23 protein-coding genes, 3 tRNA genes, 1 other RNA gene and 1 pseudogene are annotated in these 26,529 nt (G+C 34.0%); 10 read left to right on the top strand and 18 right to left on the bottom strand.

Annotated elements, in window-relative coordinates; genetic code table 11:
- Positions 1 to 65 precede the first annotated feature (65 nt).
- The 4 genes from ACY2LT_RS03245 (at position 66) to abc-f (ending at position 4,817) form a co-directional block, all read left to right on the top strand.
- A tRNA-Leu gene (locus tag ACY2LT_RS03245) sits at positions 66 to 150 on the top strand.
- Positions 151 to 388: 238 nt separating this feature from the next.
- Positions 389 to 1,474: a 3-phosphoserine/phosphohydroxythreonine transaminase gene (gene serC, locus ACY2LT_RS03240; RefSeq protein WP_491816364.1), complete on the top strand. Its 1,086-nt coding sequence runs from the start codon at positions 389 to 391 to the stop codon at positions 1,472 to 1,474.
- A gap of 83 nt (positions 1,475 to 1,557) precedes the next feature.
- Entirely contained in the window at positions 1,558 to 2,883 is a 1,326-nt protein-coding gene (gene der / locus ACY2LT_RS03235) for a ribosome biogenesis GTPase Der (protein WP_491816362.1), read from the top strand.
- A gap of 2 nt (positions 2,884 to 2,885) precedes the next feature.
- Positions 2,886 to 4,817: a ribosomal protection-like ABC-F family protein gene (gene abc-f / locus ACY2LT_RS03230; protein WP_491816360.1), complete on the top strand. Its 1,932-nt coding sequence runs from the start codon at positions 2,886 to 2,888 to the stop codon at positions 4,815 to 4,817.
- Between the two features lie 184 nt (positions 4,818 to 5,001).
- On the opposite strand, the gene ACY2LT_RS03225 is transcribed toward abc-f, so the two are convergent.
- From ACY2LT_RS03225 to nadA, 15 genes and pseudogenes are all read right to left on the bottom strand, one after another.
- Positions 5,002 to 5,787, bottom strand: a complete 786-nt coding sequence (locus ACY2LT_RS03225; protein ID WP_491816358.1) for a DNA-methyltransferase — start codon at positions 5,785 to 5,787, stop codon at positions 5,002 to 5,004.
- Between the two features lie 3 nt (positions 5,788 to 5,790).
- Positions 5,791 to 6,279: pseudogene (locus ACY2LT_RS03220) on the bottom strand (PDDEXK family nuclease); the annotation flags it as partial.
- Positions 6,280 to 6,298: 19 nt separating this feature from the next.
- Positions 6,299 to 6,505 carry a hypothetical protein gene (locus ACY2LT_RS03215; protein WP_491816357.1) on the bottom strand — a complete coding sequence of 69 codons (207 nt, stop codon included), beginning with the start codon at positions 6,503 to 6,505 and terminating at the stop codon, positions 6,299 to 6,301.
- A gap of 278 nt (positions 6,506 to 6,783) precedes the next feature.
- The gene (locus ACY2LT_RS03210; protein ID WP_491816356.1) at positions 6,784 to 7,896 is read right to left on the bottom strand and encodes a hypothetical protein; all 1,113 of its coding nucleotides are present in this window, start codon (positions 7,894 to 7,896) and stop codon (positions 6,784 to 6,786) included.
- Positions 7,897 to 8,114: 218 nt separating this feature from the next.
- Positions 8,115 to 8,475, bottom strand: a transfer-messenger RNA (tmRNA) gene (gene ssrA / locus ACY2LT_RS03205).
- Between the two features lie 58 nt (positions 8,476 to 8,533).
- On the bottom strand, positions 8,534 to 9,637 hold the full coding sequence (gene lpxB, locus ACY2LT_RS03200; RefSeq protein ID WP_491816355.1) for a lipid-A-disaccharide synthase: 1,104 nt from the start codon (positions 9,635 to 9,637) through the stop codon (positions 8,534 to 8,536).
- Position 9,638: 1 nt separating this feature from the next.
- The gene (locus ACY2LT_RS03195) at positions 9,639 to 10,952 is read right to left on the bottom strand and encodes an FAD-binding oxidoreductase (RefSeq protein WP_491816354.1); all 1,314 of its coding nucleotides are present in this window, start codon (positions 10,950 to 10,952) and stop codon (positions 9,639 to 9,641) included.
- Entirely contained in the window at positions 10,949 to 12,394 is a 1,446-nt protein-coding gene (locus ACY2LT_RS03190) for a UbiA family prenyltransferase (RefSeq protein ID WP_491816352.1), read from the bottom strand. The genes ACY2LT_RS03195 and ACY2LT_RS03190 overlap by 4 nt, the downstream gene beginning before the upstream one ends.
- A 2-nt stretch (positions 12,395 to 12,396) precedes the next feature.
- Positions 12,397 to 13,146 (bottom strand): 3-deoxy-manno-octulosonate cytidylyltransferase, encoded by a 750-nt coding sequence (gene kdsB / locus ACY2LT_RS03185; protein ID WP_491816351.1) that lies wholly within the window; start codon positions 13,144 to 13,146, stop codon positions 12,397 to 12,399.
- The gene (gatC, locus tag ACY2LT_RS03180) at positions 13,143 to 13,433 is read right to left on the bottom strand and encodes an Asp-tRNA(Asn)/Glu-tRNA(Gln) amidotransferase subunit GatC (RefSeq protein WP_491816349.1); all 291 of its coding nucleotides are present in this window, start codon (positions 13,431 to 13,433) and stop codon (positions 13,143 to 13,145) included. The genes kdsB and gatC overlap by 4 nt, the downstream gene beginning before the upstream one ends.
- Positions 13,434 to 13,451: 18 nt before the next feature.
- Positions 13,452 to 14,513 (bottom strand): lysylphosphatidylglycerol synthase transmembrane domain-containing protein, encoded by a 1,062-nt coding sequence (locus ACY2LT_RS03175; protein ID WP_491816348.1) that lies wholly within the window; start codon positions 14,511 to 14,513, stop codon positions 13,452 to 13,454.
- A gap of 92 nt (positions 14,514 to 14,605) precedes the next feature.
- Complete coding sequence (locus ACY2LT_RS03170) at positions 14,606 to 15,241, bottom strand: LON peptidase substrate-binding domain-containing protein (protein WP_491816347.1); 636 nt, start codon at positions 15,239 to 15,241, stop codon at positions 14,606 to 14,608.
- Positions 15,242 to 15,290: 49 nt separating this feature from the next.
- The gene (gene nadB, locus ACY2LT_RS03165) at positions 15,291 to 16,847 is read right to left on the bottom strand and encodes an L-aspartate oxidase (RefSeq protein WP_491816346.1); all 1,557 of its coding nucleotides are present in this window, start codon (positions 16,845 to 16,847) and stop codon (positions 15,291 to 15,293) included.
- Positions 16,840 to 17,706: a carboxylating nicotinate-nucleotide diphosphorylase gene (gene nadC / locus ACY2LT_RS03160; protein ID WP_491816345.1), complete on the bottom strand. Its 867-nt coding sequence runs from the start codon at positions 17,704 to 17,706 to the stop codon at positions 16,840 to 16,842. The genes nadB and nadC overlap by 8 nt, the downstream gene beginning before the upstream one ends.
- Complete coding sequence (gene nadA / locus ACY2LT_RS03155) at positions 17,703 to 18,629, bottom strand: quinolinate synthase NadA (RefSeq protein ID WP_491816344.1); 927 nt, start codon at positions 18,627 to 18,629, stop codon at positions 17,703 to 17,705. Before nadA ends, nadC begins: the two co-directional genes overlap by 4 nt.
- 184 nt (positions 18,630 to 18,813) lie before the next feature.
- Between nadA and ACY2LT_RS03150 the strand changes: the two genes are divergently transcribed.
- The 5 genes from ACY2LT_RS03150 to efp all read left to right on the top strand — a co-directional run bounded on the left by ACY2LT_RS03150 (position 18,814) and on the right by efp (position 21,245).
- Positions 18,814 to 19,251 (top strand): CBS domain-containing protein, encoded by a 438-nt coding sequence (locus ACY2LT_RS03150; protein ID WP_491816342.1) that lies wholly within the window; start codon positions 18,814 to 18,816, stop codon positions 19,249 to 19,251.
- A 62-nt stretch (positions 19,252 to 19,313) separates the two neighbouring features.
- Positions 19,314 to 20,138 carry a 3-methyl-2-oxobutanoate hydroxymethyltransferase gene (gene panB, locus ACY2LT_RS03145; RefSeq protein ID WP_491816341.1) on the top strand — a complete coding sequence of 275 codons (825 nt, stop codon included), beginning with the start codon at positions 19,314 to 19,316 and terminating at the stop codon, positions 20,136 to 20,138.
- Positions 20,139 to 20,275: 137 nt separating this feature from the next.
- The gene (locus tag ACY2LT_RS03140) at positions 20,276 to 20,527 is read left to right on the top strand and encodes a c-type cytochrome domain-containing protein (protein WP_491816340.1); all 252 of its coding nucleotides are present in this window, start codon (positions 20,276 to 20,278) and stop codon (positions 20,525 to 20,527) included.
- Positions 20,528 to 20,575: 48 nt separating this feature from the next.
- Positions 20,576 to 20,646 (top strand) — tRNA-Cys (locus tag ACY2LT_RS03135).
- A gap of 35 nt (positions 20,647 to 20,681) precedes the next feature.
- Positions 20,682 to 21,245 carry an elongation factor P gene (gene efp, locus ACY2LT_RS03130; RefSeq protein ID WP_491816338.1) on the top strand — a complete coding sequence of 188 codons (564 nt, stop codon included), beginning with the start codon at positions 20,682 to 20,684 and terminating at the stop codon, positions 21,243 to 21,245.
- A gap of 77 nt (positions 21,246 to 21,322) precedes the next feature.
- Here efp and ettA read toward each other — a convergent pair whose 3' ends face one another.
- Positions 21,323 to 22,999, bottom strand: coding sequence for an energy-dependent translational throttle protein EttA (gene ettA / locus ACY2LT_RS03125; protein ID WP_491816336.1), 1,677 nt, complete (start codon positions 22,997 to 22,999; stop codon positions 21,323 to 21,325).
- 121 nt (positions 23,000 to 23,120) lie between these two features.
- Here ettA and ACY2LT_RS03120 point away from each other — a divergent pair.
- Positions 23,121 to 23,210, top strand: a tRNA-Ser gene (locus ACY2LT_RS03120).
- A 240-nt stretch (positions 23,211 to 23,450) separates the two neighbouring features.
- Here ACY2LT_RS03120 and secF read toward each other — a convergent pair.
- Both secF and secD read right to left on the bottom strand, forming a co-directional pair.
- On the bottom strand, positions 23,451 to 24,395 hold the full coding sequence (gene secF, locus ACY2LT_RS03115; RefSeq protein ID WP_491816334.1) for a protein translocase subunit SecF: 945 nt from the start codon (positions 24,393 to 24,395) through the stop codon (positions 23,451 to 23,453).
- 11 nt (positions 24,396 to 24,406) lie between these two features.
- Positions 24,407 to 26,527, bottom strand: coding sequence for a protein translocase subunit SecD (gene secD, locus ACY2LT_RS03110; protein ID WP_491816333.1), 2,121 nt, complete (start codon positions 26,525 to 26,527; stop codon positions 24,407 to 24,409).
- Between the last annotated feature and the right edge of the window lie 2 nt (positions 26,528 to 26,529).

Below are 26,529 nucleotides of genomic sequence, written 5' to 3'. Positions count from 1 at the left end.
CAAATATTTGATAAAATAATTTGGTTAAAATAAAAAATCTTATTATTTTTGAAGTCTAAAAACGTGCTCGGATGGCGGAACAGGTAGACGCACAGGACTTAAAATCCTGTGGGCGAATAGCCCGTGAGGGTTCGAGTCCCTCTCCGAGCACTGATTTGTTTCCTGCTGTATTTTACTCTAATCTTATCGAAAAATACTAAATCGAAAAATACTAAAAAAATTACTGGAATATTGTTATACAATAATAAGTATTTTTGTATTGTAGTTTTTGAAAATATTATTTATTCTCTTCTTTTATTATTTCACAATATTCAATCTTAAATTGTTATGAAATTCCAATTATTTATGTTAATTTTGAAAACATTTTGACCATTTATTGGAGAAAATTATGAATAGAGCTTTTAATTTTAGTGCTGGTCCAGCTGTTCTACCTTATGAAGTTTTGCAAGAAGCTAGTCAAGCCGCTTTGGACTTTAATGGTTTAGGTATGTCTATTATGGAAATGAGCCATCGCTCTAAGGAATATGATGCTGTAATTAAAGAAGCTCAAGCAGATTGTTTGAAGATTATGAACTTGTCAGAGGAAGAATATAGCGTTCTTTTCCTTGGTGGTGGTGCAAGTTTACAGTTCTATATGGTTCCTGCTAATTTTTTAATCAATAAAGCTAATTATGTGCTTACTGGTGTTTGGGCAAAAAAAGCTTCTAAAGAAGCTAAGTTTGTTGGGAACACTAATATTATCGCAAGCTCAGAAGATAAAAATTTCAATTATATCCCGAAAAATATTCAAGTTGAGCAAGATGCTGATTACGTCCATATCACTACAAATAACACTATTTACGGAACTGAATATAAAGAAAATCACATTCCAAATGCTGGCAATGTGCCACTTGTTGCTGATATGTCGTCAGATTTATTTGCTATTCAACGTGATTTTTCAAAATATAACCTGATATATGCTGGTGCTCAAAAGAATATCGGTCCGGCTGGTGTTACCTTAGTAGTTATTAAAAAATCCTGGCTCGAAAAAGGCAGAAAAGAACTTCCAACAATGATTAATTATGAAACTCACGTTAAAGAAGCTTCGATGTTCAATACTCCTCCTTGTTTCCCGGTTTATGTTGTTGGTCGTACATTCAAGTGGATTTTGAAGCAAGGACTTGAAGCAATCGAAGCAAATAACTACAAAAAAGCAAATCTTTTATATGATTTTATGGATGCAAATAGCGACTTTTACAAGCCGACTGTTACTGACAAAGAAGATCGCTCTCTGATGAACGTTACATTTAATTTAAATACACCAGAGTTAGAATCCAAATTTATCGAAGAGGCTAAAAAACGCCACAATATGACAAACCTGAAAGGTCATAGAAGTGTTGGTGGTGTACGCGCTTCAATATATAATGCTTGTCCAATAGAGTGGGTCGAAGCATTAGTGCGTTTTATGGAAGAATTTATGAAAGAGAATAAATAATTCTTTTGATTTTTAATATATTAATCGGGTTCGGTTGCCTTATACACACTGAACCCGATTTAATTTAAATATGAGAGGGAAAAATGAACCTTGTAGCAATTGTTGGACGTCCAAATGTAGGGAAATCTACACTTTTTAACCGCCTTGTTGGGCAAAGGCAAGCAATTGTGGAAGATACGCCTGGGGTTACTCGCGATAGAATATATGGCTATTCCGAATGGAATGGTAAAAGATTTATGCTTGTCGATACAGGTGGATTTATTCCCGGAAGTGAAGATGTGATGGAGCGATCAGTTCGCGAGCAAGCAATGATTGCTATTGAGGAAGCTGATGTGATTTTATTTGTTTGCGATGGACGTGATGGGGTTACCTCTTTTGATATGGATATTGCAAATATTTTGAGAAGCTCTGATAAGCCTGTTGTGCTTATTGTCAATAAATGCGATAATTCTATTCAGATGGCGAATAGTTATGAATTTTACTCTCTTGGTCTGGGCGAACCATTTGCTATTTCTGCATTGAGTGGCTTTAATACAGGTGATTTTCTTGACTTAGTTGCTGAGAATTTGCAAGATGAAAATATCGAAGAAGCTGATACCCGCCTTAAAATTGCATTGATAGGACGTCCGAATGTTGGCAAATCAAGCCTTTCAAATGCTTTACTCGGGAAAGACAGAAGTATTGTAACTGATATTCCCGGAACAACGAGAGATTCTATTGATTCCGTTGTGAAATATTACGGCGAAGAAATTGTTTTGGTCGATACAGCAGGGCTTCGCAAACGAAGCCATATTAATGAAAATGTTGAGATGTATAGCACTATGCGTACTATGCGTGCAATTGAACGTTGTGATGTTGGAGTTGTTCTTATTGATGCTACTCGTGGACTGGAAGATCAAGACAAGAAAATAATTAACCTTGTTAGTGATGCTCGAAAAGGTATTATCATTGCTGTAAATAAATGGGATCTTATAGAAAAAGATCATAAAACAGCTGATGAATTCACAAATATTATAAGAAATGAATTACGAACTTTCGACTATGTGCCAATTGTTTATATTTCTGCTCTCACCAAGCAAAGAATTACTAAAATAATTGAAATAGCAAAGGAAATTGACGCTCGCCGTAAAACTCGAATTAAGACATCTGAGCTTAACGCTACTTTGCTTCCATTCTTTGAAAAAACGCCTCCACCTGCTGTAAAAGGGTTTGATTTGAGAATCAACTATGTTACACAAGTTGGCACAGAACCGCCTGTGTTTGCATTTTTCTTAAATCATCCGCATTTATTGCCAGATAGTTATAAGCGTTTTATGGAACGCATACTTCGCGAAAATTTCAATTTCGATGGAACGCCAATTTCATTTGTTTTTCGTAGAAAAAATGTGCCTTATGAGGAATTGCATTAAAAATGTTGCAGGTTAATAATCTTTCTATACAGTTTAATGGAAATTATTTATTTGATAATGTATCTTTTATTATTCGTCCTACTGATAAAATTGGCTTGATTGGTCGTAATGGAACCGGTAAATCCACTCTTTTCAAAATTATAGCTGGATTACAGGAACCGGAAAAAGGAACTGTTTCTAAACCTAATGATTATAGAATTGGCTATTTGCCGCAAGAAATGGATATTCACTCTTCAATGTCAGTCTTTGATGAAACAAAATCCGCATTAACTGAAATTCAGGAATTAGAAAAATTAGTGGATGCTCTTACAATTGAAATTGCTGAATACTCAAATCACCAATCAGTTGAATATTTAAAAAAAATTGAAAAATTATCTGCGGCAAATGAACGGCTAAAAATTCTCGGTGCTTTTTCGATAGATGCTGAAATCGAGAAAGTTTTGCTCGGATTGGGCTTTTCTCAAAACGATCTGCAAAGACCATTATCCTCGTTTAGTGGTGGATGGCAAATGCGGGTAGAACTTGCAAAAATTCTGCTCACAAAACCAAACTGCATTCTTCTTGACGAACCTACTAACCATCTGGATATTGATTCTGTTCAGTGGCTCGAAGAGTTTTTATCCGGTTACTACGGTGCAATAGTTATCATTTCTCACGATAAATCATTTTTAGATAATATTACCAACAGAACTTTCGAACTATCCCGGGGAAAATTAATTGATCTTGATTTAAAGTTTTCTGATTTTCTCGAAGCGAGGAAAAAACAAAGGGAAGAGCAAATTGCTGCTGCAAAAGCTCAACAGAAGCAAATTGCAGAAACTGAACGTTTTATTGAACGTTTTCGTTCCAAAGCTACTTTGGCTTCTCGTGTGCAATCTAAAATTAAATCGCTTGAAAAAATGGAAGTGATAGAAATTGAAGAAGAAGATAATGCGACTTTGGACATTAGATTTCCTGAGCCACCGAGGTCATCTCGCTTGATAGTTGAAGCAAAAAATCTCACTAAAAAATATGGTGAAAAAATTGTTCTCGAAAATGTGAATTTTGTGCTCGAACGTGGCGAAAAAGTTGCATTCGTAGGTAGAAATGGTGAGGGCAAAACAACTTTTTCTAAAATACTGGCTAATACTGAAAGTTACGAAGGCGAATTGATTTTTGGGAATAATCTTTGTGTCGGCTATTATGCACAACATCGCTCAATGATGCTTGATGAAAATGCAACGGTGTTTGAAATAGTAGATAGTGCAGCTACTGGTGATATGCGAACGAAGGTTAGAAGTTTGCTTGGTGCGTTTCTTTTCAGTGGTGATTCTGTATATAAAAAGGTCAAAGTGCTTTCAGGTGGTGAAAAATCGCGTTTGGCTTTGGCTAAACTTCTTTTGGAACCAATAAATTTTCTAATTTTGGACGAACCTACAAATCATCTCGATATGCTCGCCAAAGACATTCTTAAAAGTGCATTGGTGAATTACTCTGGTAGCCTTATTATCGTTTCTCACGATAGGGATTTCTTAAAAGATTTAACTCAAAAGACATATCATTTCGCAAATAAATCAATCCAAGAATATCTTGGTAGCATTGACGATTACTTACTGAAAATTAAAGTAGATAATTTAAAAGAGATTGAGAGAAAAACTATTCTCACTCAGAACTCTACAAACATTCAAACCCAAACTCAATTAGACAGAATTCGCAAAAAGGAACTTCAACGACAAGAAAATAAGCTCAAAAAACTAATTGCCGATTGTGAACACCAAATTAGTTTGTTGGAAGAACAAATTTCAGAAATAGAACAGCTCTTTTCGGATCCTGATTTCTTCTCCAACAAAGAACTTTCTATCGAAAAGCGCAACCAATACAATAACTTCCGCGAACAACTCAATCAAAAGTACGCTGAATGGGAAGAGCTTGAAAGCAAACTTATGAATTTATAGTTTTCCGATTATTAAACGACTTTCATTTATTCAATGATTTTAAAATACATTGGAATAATGTAGATTTATTGAGGTTCTTATTAGCTGAGAAGAAAATGGTTACAAGAAAATTTTTGCTTGTGGCAAAAGAAAATGCCAAAACAACAAGAAATTGAGCAAATTAATTGCACGACAAAAAGATTTATCAAAATAGAGATTCATTTATTGAAATTTTATCAACACCGTTCTTTTTTATTTCTTGGATATTTCCGTTTAATCTTTGAATCATAACTTCATAATAATTCTCTGAAATGTCCATTGTAATATAGTTTCTCTTTAATTTTTTTGCAACTGCCGCAGTAGTTCCGGTACCTCCAAATGGGTCAAGTACAACATCATTTTCACTGGTACTAGCTAATATTATTCTTTCCAAAAGGGCTTCCGGCATTTGGCAAGGGTGATCGCCAATTCTTTCTTTGAAGGTGCCACAGACTCTTGAATACTCCCATACATCATCGGGTACTTTTCCCTTTGGATGTGCTCTCTTATCTTTATATACTAATTGTCTTGCTGATGGAACTCTAACATCATCAGTATTAAATGTAAATATTTCCTTATCTTTTGTGAAATATAAAATATGCGTATGTGCTCTATTAAATTTTTTTCTTTGATTCTGTCCCAAAGTATAATACCAAATAATCCAATTTCTAAAATTAAAACCGGTTTTCTTTAAAATAATATTAAGTTCAGCAGCGAATTCATCTCCTATAGCAATGTATATTGATCCTGAATTCTTTAATATTCTATATGTTTCATTAATCCATTTTTCGGACCATCCAAAATATTCGTTGTAAGATTTTTTATCATTATAAATATCATATTTCAAACCAATATTGAATGGAGGATCAGCAAAAACTAGATCAATTGAACTACTTGGTATGTCCCGCATTATTTTTATACAATCACCTAAATATATTTTATTCAGTTCCATTGGCTAATCAATCTCAAATAATTCACAAGGCTTAAACTTAAATTGTATCTTGGTAGGATTAGGAGTGCCTCCTTTTCTCTGCATCGTAATTCTGCCAATATGAAGACTACCTTTTGGTGAAATATAAACGTTTCCATCACCATAAAAATTCATAGTAGTATTAATATCTTTCAAAATCCAACTTGTAGATTTCATATCAACATTTTTCATAGTAACTAACATCCAATTAGCAGATAGACCACCTCTTCCTTTTATTAAATCACTAATAACAAGAATTTTATTTCTCTCAAAGAAATTCACAATTTTATTTTGAATCTCTTCTGGAAATTCATCTAAAAACAATCTACGATTTTCTCTTGGTTTAATTTCCCCAATCAAGTTTTTTGCTTCTTTTGGTAATATTTCACCAGTAAATAATTTCAGCCAAAATGCGATCTCATCATCAAATTTCCACATTTCCTGATATGAATCTACCGTTTTTTTGTCAATTTGATTGTAATCTACGTTAGAATTAGTTTTTTATTAATGATAAATTTTCAATCTTTACAATATTTCCAATTATTATTATCAATTTGAGTTGAGCATCTGCTTTCTTAAATCTAACGAACTCGTTATATTCTTCAATTGTAACATTATATTTTTCTACATCCTTTTGATTAATTTTAGTTGGGACTTGTATTGCAGTTATCGAATCGAGGTTGTTTAATTTATAGCCCATAATTTCCAGTCATTTTTGAGCTTTTCTATCCTATTTTCAATTGTTGAACTTTCTGACAATATTATGTTCATTGTCAAACCCACCTTTTGCAGTTCGGGATCCTAATTTTATTTTATCAATCATTGATGTTTTTCGTTGCTATAAAAATAATACTTACAATGTGAATAAAATAAACGATTTTTTATGAAATAAATTGGATTATAAGTAGAAAAGCCCTTCGGGGGAAGGGCAAGGTAACCTGTTTTTTTAGTAGATAATCTTTTGTTAATTCTTTTAAGTTATTTAGAAATAAGTTTGATTGTACAATTTTGTAATTGTTCAGATGTATTTAAATTAATAACATCATTTAGTTTAAATTTTGATAATTGTTCAAATGAAATTTCAGCTACACCAATTAAATCATTTTCACTCATATCTTTATCCCAGAAAATCAATTTAATAACTGAATTTTTATTCAAATTTATTTGCTTGCTAAAATTAACAGTGCCAGTAAATGAGTTTTCCTCTCCAGTTCCAGAATTAATTTCTTGATTATTTAAATACAATTTCACCATAACATCAGGATTGGCTATTTGACCAAACCCAGCATCCCAACGTTTCCCATCAGATTTTCTTTCAGATACTTTATAATTGACGCTTTGTAAAATATATGTGCCTTCTTTGTATGGAGGTGATACCCACTCTATACCTTGAGTGTTAACATCTTTGACAGCTTTATATTCTATTAAAATTGGAACAGAATTTTTCGATCTTTGAAACTTATTTAATGTTTCTTCTGCTGATCTGGCAATAGTAACACCTTCATTTTTTGTAGATAATCCCTTAAGTTTTAGTTCTTGTTGTAGATTAAATAAAGATACTGTATATTTAAAATCACCACCTACACCAATAAATTTTTTTAAATTGGCTGAAACTTCTGAATTAAAGTCTGAAGATTCACCACTAATAATATAATTTAATGACCAACCATAATGAATTTTTGCAGCATAAAATTCTGCATTACCAATAGGAGCCCCTTCAACTTCATAGGTTACTGTTTTATCTATTGCATAAATAGTTAGTATAGCAAATCTTTTTTGAGTTTGTTTATTGATCCCACCTTTCATTAAACTAAATACTTTAGCATAAGCTCCGTACTCTAATAAATTTGTGATTTCGGTATAATTACTTTCGTAAGTAGCTTCATTAGTAATATTTTTTTTACCTTTAAATACTTGATAATTTAATTCATTAAAATTTGCATCATAGCCCATTCCAAGAATCTTATCAGTTATACCTTCTGGTGCAACTACTTTGAAACTTGTTCCCCTTTTTAAAAGAATAGTATTATCTTGCGACATTAAATTTATGTAAGATAATACTATAACTAAGATTACTGTTAATAGTTTCATTGATTTTTCCATATGAATTAAGTAAATTTTTATACTACAACAATATTGCTTCCTTCTCTTATCAGTTTGATGATTCTAGCTAATGAAGATAATTAACCAGTGTATCTATAAAGCCCCTAAATTATACCCAAAACGGGGGCTTTGTGCGTAATCTGTGCGTAATTAAATTTTGACATCTCTGTAACTTGCTGACCAGTATGACAGTTACGTGTTTTTTTTTGTGGAGATGGCGGGAGTCGAACCCGCGTCCGGAGAGCTTCACCAAAAGCGTCTACATACTTAGTGCATCTATTAGTTTTCGTGAAGTGGATTGCCGATGCACAGGCGCCACTTCCTTATCGAAAGTTGAATTTTCACAAAGCACCCTTTCGAACAATGCTTTGCTATCCTGCCTCAGGCGACGTTTTCGGAAAGCTCGGCAGGAAAAACTTGCCGAAAACGTGGCTGTTATTTATTAAGCAGCCATTGCGTAATCATAATTGGCATTTGTTTCTTGATCGGTTGTATTTACGTGCGGCACCGAACAAGCACGGTATGCAACTTTTAGCTCCATCACCCCGTCGAATCCAGGTCATCCCCAATTATCAAAGAACATAGTTTGAACTTATACTAGTTCAAAGACGACTTTTCTAATATTTTATTTGAAAAAATAGTTTTTTATCTTTTCGGCAGTTGTTTGAGCGGCACTATTCGACCCCAATATTATGCGAATTTCACTATATACATCTTTTATTAGCTGTTTTTTATCTTGACTTTTTAATATTTCTATTAATGAACTTGAAATACGTTGAGGGGTTGCTTGATTTTGTATAATTTCAGGAACTATTAATTCATTTTTCAATATATTAATAATAGAAATATATTTCAAATTAATTAATTGTTTGCTTAATAAATAGGAAAAAAATGAAGTTTTGTACACCATTACGAACGGCATCCCAGCAAGTGCTGCTTCTAAATTGGATGTTCCGGTTTTGACTATTCCGATTTTTGCTTTTTTCATTAATTCAAGTGAGTTTTCTTCAAGCAAAACATTATTATCTTGCAAAAAATATAAATAACGATCGATATTAGTGCTTGCATTTTTGGCTAAAACAATTTGAAAATCAGGGTATTCCTCTTTGAACAGCACCGCGGACTGAATAAATAATTTTAAATGTTTTTCTATTTCTTGTTGTCGGCTACCGGGCAAAAGAGCAATGATATTTTCTCTTTCAGAAAAATCAAGAGGCTCTTGTTTTAGCACAGGGTTATCAAGAAGGGGATGACCAACAAATTCAGCATTTATTCCGTGTTGTTTAAAAAAATCTACTTCGAATGGAAAAACAACGAAGAGTTTATCAATATCTGATAATTGTTGAGCTCGTTTTTGTCCCCAAGCCCATAGCTGAGGGGCAATATAATATGCAACCGGTATATTCCGACTTTTAGCATACTTAGCTAGCTTAATATTAAAGCCGGGATAATCAACAGGAAGAAATAAATCAATTTTCTGATTTGAAAAAATATCTTTACAATTCGACATTAAATTTCGGAAAACATTGATTTTTTTGAGCACTTCCCAAAATCCGACTACAGAAATTTCTTGAATTGGAACAATAGACTGCAATCCTTCTGCTTGCATTCTATCTCCGCCAATTCCAATAAATTCAACATTAGGGATAATTTCTTTCATCTTGCTCATTAGACGAGCAGCGTGAATATCACCCGATGGATCTCCTGCTGAAATGAAAATTAGTGGCATATTATACGCCTACAACTCTTCGCCAGAAACTTGAAGATATTTTAGGGTCTTTGTATTTTGCTAATTCTATCCATTGAGGATAAAATGTTTGAAAGTCTTCGCTACTCATTTGTGCATCTTTTGCTGGATAAAGCACTCCCCCAGCATTACGAACTAATTTATTGCATTCTTTTAATACTTCAAGTGTGCGTCTGCTCATACGGAAATCTACAGCCATAGTGATACCCTCTCGTGGAAATGACATCAGCCCAGGTGATTTAACATCGCCAAAGGTTTTAAGTACTGTAAGAAACGATGAAAGTCCTGAATTTGAAATAATTGTCATTATCTGCTTTATAGTGGATAAATCTTTTCCAAAAGGAACTACAAATTGATATTGCAAGAAGCCGTTTTTTCCATATGCACGGTTCCAGTTATTAACAGCATCGAGTGGATAGAAAAACGGATTATAATGCACAACCTGCTTAAGCTTTTTATGTGGTTGTTTATTGTAATACAAAATATTAAAAGCATTTACAGAGAAATTATTAATAAAAGGATAATCAAATGGGAAGGGGAGAGGTGGCTTATCTTTTATCTCTTTAGGTAAATCAAATTCTTCTGGAGTTGCGTGGTTGCCTCGATTATATATTCCTCTTCCTAAATTGGCACCTGTAGCTGTTGTATCTATCCACGATACAGTATAATCATATTGGCTTTCAGATTCAGCATTGATTTCGAAAAATTCTTCAATACAATCAAATTTAATTGATTCCATAGCGATGAACGGGCTCGGGCACCTTTGCAATTTGAAGCGTGCCCAGGTAATAATTCCTGTAAGCCCAAGTCCACCGATAGTTGCAGCAAACAGATCAGAATTTTGTGTTTGTGAGCAAATGATACGATTACCATCGGAACGGACTAATTCAAATTCAATAACATGGCAACCAAAAGTGCCACCTTTATGGTGATTTTTTCCGTGAACGTCATTTGCAATTGCTCCACCAACTGTTATGTGTTTTGTTCCCGGTGTAGAAGCAAGGAACCAACCACGTGGGACAGTAAAATCGAGTATTTCGGCGAGGGTTGTGCCTGCTTCGCAAGCAATTATACCTTCTTCCTGATTAAAATCTATTAATCTATGACAACCGGACATATCCAATAGGGTATTATCAAAATTCAAACAACTATCGCCATAACTTTTAAGCAACCCAACAGGAAGAACAAAACCATTTATTTTGCTGAAATCGGGAAGTTCGTCCTTCCAAAAAATGTTGATGACCTCTTTATGAATACCTCTTGGATAGCGTCCCCAAGATTCAATATTATCTATCATAAGCTTGCTCCTAAAACAATCAATATTATTGAAGCGAAAATAAATAATCCTACTTTGTCCCGCAAAGTAAATACAATTGGGTCGTCAGTCATTTTCCCGCGGACGGCAATAAACCACATTCGGATTATCCAATACAAAAAGAGAAATGCAACAATGTATAGATATATAGGGTGCTTATACAATGCCAACACTTCTTTACTATTTACATAAAGCATAAATACTAATATTGATATTAACCCGCTATTAACACCAATAGTTTTTATCAAGTTAATATCATCAACTAAATATCCTCTTCCTGAAATTTGTTCTGTATTTCTATTCGTTATTGAAAATAATTCAGTATATCTTTTGATACAAGCTAAACTAATAAAAATAAATACAGAGAAAGCAATAAGCCAAGGTGAAATCAAAACGTCAACTACTTCGGCACCGGCAACTAACCTCAATGTATATAGTAACGACAAAATAAGAATATCAGCAACATAAACCCGTTTTAAATAGAAAGAATATAAAGTTGTTAAAACAAAATATACAAACAATATTATATTAAATTCATTTGGTAATAATACAAAAGAGGGAACAAATCCTAAGATAAGCAAAAGCGGAAAGAGCAAAAAACCAACTTTTACGGATAACTTTCCCGAAGCGAATGGTCTGTTTTTCTTTGTTGGATGTTGTCTATCGGAAGAAATATCTAATAAATCATTTAAAACATAGACAGATGACGCAACAAAGCTGAATGAAAGGAATGCAAGAACTAACTTTATTGCATATTCTCCGATTGGAATAATGTGTGCAAGCAAAATTGGCAAAAAAATAAGTGTGTTTTTAACCCATTGATAAACTCGTATTTCTTTGAGGATTAGTTTTATTAATTCAGGTTTCCGACCAAAACAATTCTCGAGATTTCCAATAGATTTTGTTTTATTTAAAACATTATTACTTGGTTCTACAAGATAGGCTTTTCTCGAAGAACGAAATACCTCAATATCCGCTGAACTATCGCCAATGTAATCAAATCCTTTTTCTCCAAATAATTCTACCAACTTATCTTTTTTGTTGCTACTACGTAAATTTATACCATTTCCAGAGCCTAAAACAAGGTCGAAAATCCCAAGTTCATCAGCGATTTTATCAGCGATTCTTTGCGAGGATGCAGTGGCAAGAACAATCTTACGTCCCTTATGCTTTTCTGATTCTATAAATTCAAGAAGTTCATCTCTGAAAACTAATGTTGAATAATCAGGTTCAGCAATTTGATGTATCTTCTCTTTGAAAAACAACTTTCCTTTTAATATCCAGAATGGAAGAAATAACAGAATAAACGGCTTTCTTTTTATTGCAATCAAAGTTGAGTCTAAAAGAGTATCTCCTGCAATCAAAGTGCCATCTAAATCTACGCAAAGCGGAATATCGACAAATTCATCATCTATAATATTCATACTTAATTATTCTTGTTAAACAAAACTTTGATTTTTTCGAGATCTTCAGGTGTATCCACACCAATTAGTTTTTTATTAAGTGGAATGCACTGAAACCGGTAACCGTGTTCCAGTAATCTCAATTGTTCGAGTTTTTCAGATAATTCAATTTTTGTTTGCGGAGTGTTTACAAAAAATTCAAGTACATTTGCTTTATAAGCATAAATTCCTATGTGTTTCCAATAAGTTTGTTTTTTTAGCCATTCATTTATTCCAAAATCTCGCAAATGAGGAATTACTGATCGCGAAAAATATAAAGCTCGATAATTTTCCCCAACTGCAACTTTAACATTATTAGGATTAACTAATTCTTCGAAATCATCAATTGGTGAGATAAAAGTAGCGACATCATACTCTATGGTGTCAAAATTTTCAATTAGTTTATCTAAATCACTTCCAGAAAGTAATGGTTCGTCCCCTTGAACATTAATAATAATATCGAAATCTGTATTAATTTGACGGTATGCACTATAAATTCTATCTGTTCCCGTTGGTATTTGCGGGTTTGTTAGAACAAATGGGATTTGGTATTTGTCAAGAATATTGGCGATACGTTCATCATCAGTTGCAACAATTACAGTATTAATCAGACGAGATTTCTGAATATTTTGCCATACCAGAACAATCATCGGTAGCCCATTGATTTCGACAAGTGGTTTACCGGGAAATCTGCTCGAAGAATATCTTGCAGGAATAATAGCTATACTTTTCATTCTTGTTCAATTACTTTTGGCACTTTGAAAAAATTCTCGTTCTTTTTAGGTGCATTCTTCAGAGCATCTTCCAAGGATATGGAAGGTTGAACAACATCTTGTCGCAAAACATTTTCGAAATCTGTAATTTGGGCGAGAGGTTCAACATCGCTTAATTCAACTTCATTGAGAGTGTCAATATATTCAACGATTTCTTTAAATTGTTCAGAGAATAAATCAATTTCACCTTCTTTAAATTCAAGTTTTGCAAGTTCAGCAATATGTTTTACAGTATCTTTGAGTTCCATAATTCCACCTTTATTATACTAAATTTTTTCCGAATTTATGCTTGGTTCAATATCATTATTAACGAAATCTTCTTCTTTAGGCAAGACCTTAATATTTTCGCGTATGAAGAACAAAGCTCCAACAATTACTTGGATAATCATATTTACTGCGTGAACTAAAATAGCATAAGCAAGAGCGTCTTCGTTAGATATTTTATATAAATTCATCATTGCAATAGTTACAAGATAGTGATAAATACCGATTGCTCCGGGAGTTGGTGCAATAGTTGTTCCGATACCGACAACTATTAACAAAAGTCCTGCATCCATAACACCAAGATTTAATTGCTTCTGGAAATGAAATGTATAGAACATTATATACATTGGCAACGCATATAAAAACCATAAAAGCAAAGAATGAACAAATGTCATAAAATAATCAGAAGGTGATTTAATAAATTCAAATCCTTTTAGAAAAGAAGACATTATTTGTTCAATTCTTGCATGTTTTTTGGGGAAGAATGGTTTCACAAATATTTTAAGCAGGTAATAGCCCAATTTGGTGTAAACACTAAGTAGGATAATAATTAGCAATACAACCACTGGAAGAACAATGAAAATTGTAATATTTTGGTTTGTCATCCAAGGGAATGCTTGTGAAATAATATCTCTGCTAAAAAAGAAAACAACAGCAAATAGTATCAGTAAAAACAAAACATCAAGAAAGCGTTCGATTATTATTGTTGCAAATACAGCCGAACGCGACACACCTTCACGACGAGCATATACAAAAGGGCGAACAAGTTCGCCACCACGAGGTAAAATGTTGTTAACAGCATAGCCGACCATAACTGCTGAAAATAAATTCCAAGTAGATTTTGCATCTAATATTGGTTTAAGCAGTATTTTCCACCGAACAGCTCTTACCCAGTGCGACAAAAGAATGATGGGGATTGAAACTATTACCCACAAATAATCAGCGGTTCGCAGAATCATCCATAATTTGTAAAAATCAATATCTTTAACGACTGAATAAATGCTCCCGACAACAATTGCAACTACAAGCGTCCATTTTATTATTTCTTTGTAAACTTTGTTCATTTAATCTAAATATAACCCGTCGAAAAATATTCAAGAACATTTTTACAAATTACAAAAAAAGAATTATTCATCGAAATAAATAGTTCATTTCATTATAAATTTTGAGGAGGGACGTTGAAGTATCCATCATTTTTTATGATTGTATTGACTATTTCCGCTTCATCAATAATTTTATCAATAACTTCCAAATGCTTTTGCAAAAAATTCAACCGTTCGTTTTCAGAACGAATTTCCATTAGTTTTTGCTTCTGTTCAATGGTAAGTCCTGCTTTGGGAGCAATCTGGAACGAAGGGTTTTCTTGATTTAATTCTTCAAAAATTATCGGTTTGATTTCAGGATTTTTCAGCTTATTTGTAATATTATTAAACATTTCGACAACATTTTTTAACTTTTCAGTGTCAATTGAATTATCAATATCACTGAGAATTTCAACATTTGCAAGATAGTAAGGCTTCTCGCCTGAAATGAAGTTTTGAATTTTGACACGATGGGTTCCAACCACCAGAATATCCATTCTCCCATCTTCATACTTCTGCATAATATCTGCAATAAGCACCATACATCCAATATCATATAATTTTTCATTATATGATAGATTTATTACAAATGGGGATTTAGTTTTCCAACATTCGTTTACAAGCAATTTATACCTTTCTTCAAAAATGTGAAGAGGAATCGCACTTAAAGGGAACACAATAGTATTTAATGGAAAAAGTCCGAGTTGCATCGCTTAAACCTTTTAATGTTTAAACGATAAATTATAAAAAATGTTTGAATTACTCTTTCAAAAAATGAGCACCCCGGTTTACTCTTTGTTCAAGAGTAGCATTTGTTACAGCAATTGCAGTTTGAACACCATTCCGAAGTTCGATAATTGAACGCGTCATTTTTGCTTTTCTGTAAAATTGTTCGATTTCTGTTTGTAGATGTCTAAGAATTTGTTGAGCTCTTTGTAGTCTTTGCCTTGTTCGGATTAAGCCGACATAGTTCCACATCGTGTTTTTTATTGTAAGCCAGTCTTGAACAATTAAAGCAGGATCTATATATTGATCTTCATCGACCCATTCGAAAATATCCGGGAAGTAATTTGAATCGTCTGTATCTTTAGAAATATCTAACCCAGCAGTCCAACCCCAAACAACACATTCAAGAAGTGAAGTAGAAGCAAGTCGATTTGCTCCGTGAACTCCAGTGCAAGAAACTTCTCCAACTGCATATAGTCGCCGAAGAGAAGTGCGACCATTTAAATTCACACCCACTCCGCCACAAGAATAGTGAGCAGCCGGAACAACAGGAATAGGTTCGTTTGTAATATCAACACCTGCTTTTAAGCAATTTTGGTAAATTGTTGGAAAACGATTTTTTAGCCAGTCAGAATTTTTAAATGAAATATCTAAATAAACACAAGGATGACCTGTTTCAAGCATTACTTGATGAATGGCACGAGCTACAATGTCTCTTGGAGCAAGAGATTTGAGTTCGTGAAAGCGTTCCATAAATGAATTGCCTTTGTTGTCAATTAGTATTGCACCTTCACCGCGTAATGACTCTGAAATTAAGAATGTCTCTTTTTCTGAATAAAATGAAGTAGGATGAAACTGAATATATTCAAGGTTAAAGCATCTTGCGCCAGCACGCCAAGCAAGAGCTATCCCATCACCTGTAGATTCGGTTGGGTTTGTTGTATGCAGATATATTTGCCCAAGCCCACCTGTGGCAAGCACTGTGTATTTAGCATATATCGGGAATGTTCGACCTGTTGTATTATTCAATACCAAAGCACCAAAGCACGCAGGTTTTTTATAGATGTCAAGAGAATTTCTCGAATGGTGAGATAAAGTCAGCAAATCAACTGCCGTATGATTGCTCCAAACGGTGATATTGGGGTGTTTGGAAACTGATTCGATAACTGCTTTATGAATAGCTTTGCCTGTGTGGTCTTTGGAATGAATAATTCTTGGCTGCGAATGAGCTCCTTCAGCAGTTAAATCTAAGTTATCATCTGAAGTTCTGTCAAATTCAACATTAAATTTTTCTATTAGTAGTTCTTTAACTAATTTAGGACCAAAATTTGCCAATTGATCAACTGCGATTTCCCAACAATGCCCATCACCTGCATCCATAATATCTTTTTTGAGCTTTTGCGGCGAGTCTTCTTCGCCAGTATAGATAATTCCCCCTTGTGCGTAGGGGGTATTTCCACTCATCAGTTCTTCGGTTTTTGTGATAATTAATACATTTCTTCCTTTGTCTGCAGCTGTAATTGCAGCAATACAGCCTGCAAGTCCCGAGCCAATAACTAGGACATCAAATTTTTGAATTTCACTACTCAAATTCAAACTCCATATGAATATCAACAGATTTGGCACTATGAGTTAGTGCCCCAATCGAAATTGCATTAATACCTGTTTCGAAATAATTATCAATATTAGAAAGATTAATCCCACCTGAACTTTCAATGAAAATTTGCTCGCCATTTGGATACGAACGAATTAGCTTAACTGCTTCAATGGTTCGTTCTCTATTCATATTATCGAGCAGGAATCCATCGACACCGACTTGCATTGCTTCTTTAATTTGCTCAATATTGTCTACTTCGAGTTCAATTGGCAAGCCTAAAGCCATACTTTGGGCATTCAACAAAGCCTGAGTAATCGAGCCAGACGCAGTTATATGATTATCTTTTATCAGCATACCTTCTTTTAGGTTTAGTCGATGATTAGTTCCTCCACCGCAATAAACAGCATATTTTTCAAAGAGGCGTAATCCGGGAGTTGTTTTTCGTGTATCTAGAATTTTGATGTTATATTTTTTTGCTTTATCTGCGAACTGACGGGTTATTGTTGCGACTCCTGACAATCTTTGCACGATATTGAGCAATACACGTTCACGTGATAAGATATATCGGGCATTGCCTTTAAAAGTTGCGATAATTGTGTTACGTGGAAGTAATTCTCCATCTTGATAATTAATTTGAAGCACATTGCAATTACTTAGTATTTTTCTAATAATTTGGTTGCCACAAAATACGAGTTCAGATTGTGATTCAATATAACCACGAATTGTTTTATTATCGGGAACACAAGCTAATGTAGTAATATCTTCATAAGCAAAATCTTCCCTCAAAAATTCCTCGATTTTTTCATTAATATAATTTTCAGGAAGTTCGGTTATTTGTTTATACTCAATCATTTTTTGCTTATCTCCAACATTTTTTCTAACGGACGAAGTGCTTTTAGACGCAACTGTTCCTCTAAAATTATCTGTGGTTCTAATTTTTCGAGGCAGTCAATTATTTTATCAATTGTATTTAGTTTCATATACGGACAATTGTTGCAGTTGCAACCTTCAATATTTGGAACAGTAATAAATGTTTTGTTCGGGGAATGCTTTCGCATTTCAAAAATTACACCTGGTTCAGTTAAAATAATGAATTCATTATTATCAGATTTTTGGGTATGATTAATTAAAGCAGTTGTTGAACCAATAAAGTCAGCGTAATCAAGTATATTTTCTGGGCATTCGGGATGAGCTATTACTTCTGCGTTAGGATGAAGATTGATAATTTCGATTAGTTTTGTTTCGGAAAATTGTTCGTGAACTTGACAAGAGCCATCCCACAGAACCATTTGGCGTCCGGTTTGCTTTATCAAATAACGTCCTAAATATTTATCGGGAGCAAAAAGTATTTTCTTTTCTTCTGGTATTGAGTTGATAATTTTGAGAGCATTTGATGAGGTGCAAATAATATCCGACATTGCTTTTACTTCAGTTGAGCAGTTAATATAAGAGACCACAACATAATCTGGATATTGCTCAACCCATTTTCTGAAGCTTTCAGCTGGTGCGGAATCAGCAAGTGAGCAACCTGCATTTATATCAGGCAAGAGAACTATTTTATCAGGATTGAGAATTTTGGCAGTTTCTGCCATAAAATGAACGCCACAAAATACAATAACATCGTTTGTTACTTCTTTTGCTGCTTGAGCCAAGGCAAGCGAATCACCTTTAAAATCGGCAATTTCTTGAATGATATCATCTTGATAATAATGAGCTAAAATAATAGCATTTCGTTCTTTTTTTAGTCTCAATAACTTATCTATTTTTTCACTCATTTTTTCACCTATCAGATTTCTTTAAAAAACTAAATTAAACATTATTAATCAAATTTTTATATTATATTTATAAGAAATTAATCGTATTGTAGCTTTCAAATACAAATTTTGATTTACCTAAAATAAATTAATTATATAGACGATAAATACTTAAATATTGTCTTCTAATATTTGGGAGCATTAAATGAAAGTCAAAGATATTCTTGCAAACAAAGGACCGCAAGTATTCACAATCGGAGATAATATGCCAATAAGAATAGCAATAGAGTATCTTGCAAATAACAAAATTGGTGTCTTATTGGTGCTTTCCGAAGATGGTAAGATTTGTGGGATTATTTCTGAAAGAGATATTATCCGGGAATTTGCAAAAAGCCAAGCAGAAACTCTCGATAAGTTAGTAGGTGAAGTGATGACTCGTCAGGTGATATTTGTCGAACCAGATGACGAAATTGAATACGCAGAGAAGGTGTTTACACAAAATAAAATCAGGCATTTGCCTGTTTTGCAACAGAAAAGATTAGTCGGACTTATCTCCATTGGTGATGTTGTCAAAGCTGCTTTGAACGAAACTAAAACAGAAAATAAATATTTGATGGAATACATTGGTGGGAATGTAAAATAATTTCTCGATTGATTTTTCACGAAAAAAGCATAAATTGCTTATTTTCAAAATGTGGCGATAAAATGGGATATACAACAAAAGATTTAGAAGCAAAAAAAGTTACTACTTTGCGTTTACAAGAGATGAAACGCACTGGTAGAAAAATTGCTTGTCTTACTGCATATGATGCTTTAATTGCTGAAATTTTCGATGAATGCGGCATCGATGTGATTCTTGTCGGCGATTCGTTAGGCAATATTGTTCAAGGACACGATACTACGATACCTGTTACTTTAGAAGATACAATTTATCATACAAAAGCCGTCGTCAAAGGAGCATCGAGGGCATTAGTTGTTGCAGATATGCCGTTTATGAGCTATCAAGTAACTGCCGACGAAGCATTTCGTAATGCAGGTAGAATTCTCAAAGAAACTGGTTGTGCTGCTGTAAAGCTTGAAGGTGGAAAGAACGTTACCGAAGCAGTATCCCGTATGACTGATGCTGGTATTCCAGTTATGGGGCACCTTGGGCTTATGCCTCAAAGTATACATAAATTTGGTTCTTATCGTGCCCGAGGAACAGATCCTGACGAAGCTGAAAAGATTTTCAACGATGCATTACTTTTAGAAAAAGCTGGATGCTTTGCAATAGTATTAGAGAAAATCCCTGCTGAACTTGCAAAAAATATTACTGATGCTGTGCATATTCCAACTATTGGAATAGGAGCGGGACCATATTGCGATGGACAAATACTTGTATATACAGATATGTTGGGATTAACTGTTGATTTCTCACCTCGTTTTGTTCGTAGATATGCTAACTTACTTAATATTATTAAAGATGCTGTTGCTAATTATTGCAATGATGTGAAAAATTCCAGTTTCCCAAATTTGGAGGAAAGCTATTAGTGAAATTCTTGAAAATCATAATATTTGTTTTTTCTTTATTAATAATATATGCTTGTACTGAAACAATAGGTACAAATTCCAAGGATATTATTTTTCCCGAGGAAAACGTTAGTTTTCAGTTTCACGTGTATCCATTTTTGAAATTAAATTGTTCGTATGCAGGTTGTCATAGTGATGAAAGTGCTGCAGGTGGAATTATTTTAACTTCATATGGCACTTTGTTTTCATCGCCTGGAATGATAATTATTGGAGAACCTGATAAGAGCAGGTTAATTCAAATTATTGAAAATAAATTGCCACATTTTACTTTGTTTTACCGTGGAAACATTACAGAGAATCATAAAAAAGGGATGAGAACCTGGATAATAGAAGGTGCAAAAAATAATTGATTTTATTTTGTTATGTGAAAAAAAATATATAATTTTGTAGTCTATTAAGGTGTCGTAGCCAAGTGGTTAGGCAGCGGTCTGCAAAACCGCGAACGCCGGTTCGAATCCGGCCGACACCTCTTTTTTGTGAATATTTTGGAAACAAAGGAAATTTATGGGAACAACAAGCGACCTCCGTCCAGGTGCAGTTATCAAGTTTAACGGCGAAAACTGTTTGGTTCTTGAATCTGAACATAGAACACCTGGCAATCTTCGTGCTTTCTATCAAGTTAAAATGCGTAATTTAAGAACAGGTAAATTACTTGAGAATCGCTTTCGCTCGGGGGAAAGCATTGATTTTGTTCGAGTTGAAAAGCATGATTATCAATATCTTTATCGCGAAGGCGATAATTTAATATTTATGAATAATGAAACATATGAGCAAGTTCCTGTTGGAGCTGATATTTTAGGAGATGCTATCAACTTTCTGAAAGAAAATCAACAAGTCCAAATTGCATTTGAAGACACAATTGTTCTTAGTGTGGAGCTTCCACCTACTGTTAATTTAAGAGTTACTCATACTGAACCTGGTTTGAAAGGTGATACTGCTACAAATGTTTTGAAGCCTGCAACTGTAGAAACAGGAGCACAAGTTAGCGTCCCGTTATTTGTAAATGAAGGCGATTTGATTAAAGTAGATACCCGTACTGGTGAATATTTAGAAAGAGTTAAGGAATAATTTTTCCTAATAAGATAAGTATAAATAAAAAGCAGTCCTTTTATAGGGACTGCTTTTTTGTTATTAACTTAAATAAACTACTTGATTAATTTCTTGTATTTAATTCTATGTGGTGTAATGTCGCCTACACGTTTTTTCCTGTTTTCAACATATTCTGAATAAGTGCCTTCAAAGAAATATACTTGTGAATCGCCTTCAAAAGCAAGAATATGAGTTGCAATCCTATCGAGAAACCATCTGTCGTGAGTGATGATAACGGCACAACCGGCAAAATTGTCTAATGCTTCTTCTAAAGCTCTTAAAGTATTAACGTCAATATCATTTGTAGGTTCGTCAAGCAACAATACATTTGCTTCTTTTGTCAAAGTCATAGCTAAATGAAGACGATTACGTTCGCCGCCAGAGAGAACGCCGCACTTCTTTTGCTGGTCGGAGCCCGAAAAATTAAATCTGGCAAGATATGCACGAGTATTAATTTTTCTTCCTCCGAGCACTACTTCATCAAATCCGTTTGACACAACTTCCCAAACAGTTTTTTCAGGATTTACTTCGGTATGCTGTTGGTCTACATATGCAATTTTAACAGTATCGCCAATTGTAATGTTGCCTGTGTCCGGTTGTTCAATCCCCATTATTAATCTGAATAAAGTAGTTTTTCCAGCACCATTTGGTCCTATAACGCCAACAATTCCTGCTGGTGGCAAATCGAAATTCAAATTTTCGAATAGTAACTTGTCGCCATAGCTTTTGGATACATTTTGAGACTCAATAACTTTTGAACCAAGCCGGGGACCATTTGGAATATAAAGTTCTAATTTTTCCTCTTTTTCTTTAATATCTTCATTTAATAGTTTTTCATAAGCAGCTAAACGAGCCTTTGATTTTGCGTGCCGAGCCTTTGGAGACATACGAACCCATTCAAGCTCGTTTTCGAGAGTTTTACGACGTTTTGCTTCAGTTTTCCCTTCAAGTTCTAATCGCTTTGCTTTTTGGTCGAGCCACGACGAATAATTTCCTTTCCAAGGAATACCTTCTCCACGGTCTAATTCGAGAATCCAACCAGCAACATTATCAAGAAAATATCTATCATGGGTAACAGCAATGACGGTTCCTTTGTATTGTTGTAAGTGTTGTTCTAACCAAAATATACTTTCAGCATCAAGATGGTTTGTTGGTTCGTCCAAAAGTAGAATATCAGGTTGTTTAAGTAAAAGCCTGCAAAGAGCAACTCTACGGCGTTCACCACCGGAAAGATTGCCGATAATCGCATCAGGTGGGGGACAACGTAATGCGTCCATTGCACGTTCGAGTTTATTATCTAATTCCCAAGCATCGTGTTTGTCGAGCAAATCTGCAAGTTCGCCTTGTCTTTGAATTAATTTGTCCATTTCTTCATCTGAGAGCTCTTCAGCAAATTTAGCATTAACCTGTTCGTATTCTTTAAGCAAATCTGCGACTTCTTGCACCCCTTCCATAACAATGTCTTTAACTGTTGCATTGTTGTCTAAGATGGGTTCTTGCGGCAAATATCCAACAGAATAACCTGGAGAGAAAACCACTTGTCCGTCGTAGTTTTGGTCTTCACCTGCAATTATCTTAAGCAAGGATGATTTTCCTGAACCATTTAACCCAATGATACCAATTTTTGCTCCGTAAAAAAACGAAAGATAAATATCTTTAAGAACTTGTTTATTTGGTGGATAAATTTTGCTAACACCAATCATTGAGAAAATTATTTTTTTATCATCTGCCATTTTTATTCCTTATTTAATTTAACTATATTACAAAAATAAGAATAAAATATGCGATAATATAAAAAATATTTGTTTATTATAAGATAATATATTAATTTTGTATCTCATTTATGTTCTTTTAGGAGAGGTGGCCGAGTGGCTTAAGGCAACGGTTTGCTAAACCGTCGTAGGGATAAACTCTCTACCGCGAGTTCGAATCTCGCCCTCTCCGCTTCAAACCATTACTTCAATTATATCTCCAAGATTATCATTTTATTTGTATTAAGTTAAAATATCTAATAAAATATTTTCTTATTAGGCATATATTAGTTATTAAATATGTCCCTTCTTCTAATTTAATTATTAAATAATTGATAATTGATAATGGAACTAATACTAATTTACTTATATAATTAAAAAGGCTGCCAAAAAAAAGTTTGACAGCCTTTTTATAATAATTCAAGAGACTTAATTATTCAGATTTTGCTCCAATAACTTCACGAAAACCACTTTCAAGGTCGATTTTCTTTATTCTTTCCAAGTACCAAATAACAAAAGCACTTGCTATATATACAGATGAATAAGTTCCAAGAATAATACCAATAATCATTATAAGAGCAAATCCTTGAAGAACAGGACCACCAAAGATGAACAATGATAATAATGCAAGTAAAGTAGTAGAAACAGTATTAACAGTACGGCTTAATGTTTCATTGATACTAAGGTTAGCTAATTTAATAAAGTTCATACCTTTGTGGCGCTCTTTGTTTTCACGAATACGGTCAAAGATAATCACTGTGTCGTTTACTGAATAACCTACAACAGTTAGCATTGCAGCAAGAATAGACAAATTAACTTCCAAGTTAAAAATTCCTAAATTGTTTAGGGTAACAGCGATTGTAAATGTTAGAATTACGTCGTGAACAAGAGCGACGATTGCACCTAATCCGAAAATGAACTCAAACCGGAATGCAAGGTATATTAACATAACAATAACAGCAAGTAAAACAGCCCAGAAAGCTTGAGCTCTTAGCTCGCTACCAATTTTTGGACCGATTTTATCAACTTTCATAATTGTTACTTTTTCATTTGGAAATGCTTTAGTAAGAGAATTGCTGATGAGTTCAGGAGCATTTGTGGACTCCATTGTTCTAATTAAAAACTGGTTTTCTTCACCAAAAGATTTTATTTCTACACCAGTAAGTCCGGACTTAGTTACAACCGAACGTATTTTATCTGTTGATAATGGTTTTGAAACGGATATGGCAACTTCTGTACCTCCGGCAAAATCAATACCGTACTCAACACCTTCTATGATTGTTATTATTATACAAGCAATTATCAAAGTGATTGATAAGTTCACAAATAATTTTCTATACTTTAAGAAATTTATATTTGGATTTTTGAAAAATCTCATATTCCACCTCATTAATTATTTTGTTTAATTTTTGGTTGACCAAAATCAATCGAAGAAACACCTTTTGCCATAATGATTTCAATAATTGCACGAGTTACAACAATTGCAGTAAATAAAGTACCTAAAATACCTATCATCAAAGTAAGTGCAAATCCTTGAATCGGACCAGTGCCTAAGAAATACAAAATAGCACCAGTAAAGAATGTAGTAACGTTAGAGTCCATAATTGCAGAAAGAGCTTTTCTGAAACCTTCGTCGATCGCTGAACGCATTGAACGACCGTTATCGAGCTCTTCACGAATACGTTCGAAAATCAGCACGTTTGCATCCACTGCCATACCAACAGTTAAAATAATACCTGCAATACCAGGCAAAGTGAGTGTTCCACCCAATGCAGCGAGAACAGACAAAATAAGCGACACGTTAAGCAATACAGCAAAATCTGCAAGTGCTCCACCAACTCCATAATACATCAACATATAGAGAACTACTAAAATAACAGCGATAAGTGAAGCATTTAATCCACTGCGAATTGAGTCCTCACCGAGCGATGGACCTACAACTCGTTCTTCAATGATTTGAACAGGTGCTTTCAATGCGCCAGCATTCAAAACAATTTCAAGTAAGCGTGCTTCTTCAGTATTTGCCATTCCAGTGATTTGAGAATTTCCTCCGGTAATTTTGCTTTGAACTGTTGGTGCTGAATATACTCTTCCGTCTAAAACAATTGCAATACGTTTTTTCAAATTGGCACCTGTAATGCGAGCCCAACTTTCAGCACCTTCGCTGCTCATACTCATAAGCACAACAGGTTGATTTGTAGTTGGGTCGAACGAAGCGCGAGCATTCGATATTACTTCGCCAGTAAGTTCAGGTTCTTTTTTCAAAGCATAGAAATCGAAGATTTCAATATTTTGTCTTTGTTTTAATCTGGTGTCAGGTTTTGCATCAACAGCAATTTCTAATTCAGCAGGAATTAATGCAGCAACATCAGGTCTGGATAATAATACTAATAATTTTGAAATAGAATCTTTAGGTATTCTGAAAATATATTCTCCATCAGGGAATTTGTCTGATGTATAATAAATTGGAACAATATTTTGATTTTGTCCGGGAACAAAAAATGTGGAAAATAGAGTTGTAAAAGGATGATCCAGTGCATATCTACGTTGAGCTTCTTCAGGTGGAAGTCCTGCGTATGGATCTTTAACGCTGTCTGAAGTAGATTTAGTCGTATCGGCACTTGTAGTATCTGTTTTTTGAGCAAGTTTAGTAGTATCTTGTTTAGGATTGGTTTGCTCTGTTTTTAGAGTGTCTGGTTTGAGAGCGTCTAATTGAGCAATTGGTTCTTCAATAAGTCCTTTTCCTGCTTTTATTTTATTGCTGAGCATCTGATCTATTTTGTAAAATGCCTGAACTATTTCTTTATAATTTCTTACTAATTTAAATTCAAGGCGAGCAGTAGTTTGCAAAAGGCTGCGCATTTCATCTTGATTTGTTATGCCCGGGAGTTCAAGCATAATTCGACGCGAACCTTGTTTTTGAATATTTGGTTCACTTACGCCATATTGGTCAATACGCTGACGAATTACTTCTTGAGCCTGGTCGATAGCCTTATCAATGCTTTCGTTCAGTGAGGAAATAATTTTTTCTTCGGAAGCATCACGTAAATCACCAACATCAAAGTAATTTAATAAGGATTTGCCTTGAGGTCGAGCAATCTTATCAAAATTACGAAGGAATATATTTAATGCTGCTTCATCAGTATTTGCAGCTTCCTTGCGGGTTTTAGCAATTACATCTTTAAAAATTTCGTCAATAGTTTCTCTTTGAGCAGTTTCCTCAATTAGTTTTACAACATCGACTTCCATTGTAACATACATACCGCCACGCAAATCAAGACCTAACTTTAAGCGACGAGCTTTTGCGGTTTTTAATGCTTCACCGTATTGCTTTTTAAATGCTTCCATTATTGCCAGTGAGTCTGTGCTATTGGTTGCTTGCTTAGCTTTGGCAATTGCTTGTGCTTCTTTTTCTTCCAACTTTGATGCCTGGTAAGTTGGATAGAGTAATACTATTGCAGCAATCACTGGAACAACAACAAGTAAAATCTTACCGAAATACTTTTTCAATG

Source organism: Eximiradius proteiniborus (genome assembly GCF_058546985.1).
The sequence above is the reverse complement of the archived record's forward strand: the minus strand, read 5'-3'. Positions and strand labels throughout refer to the sequence as shown.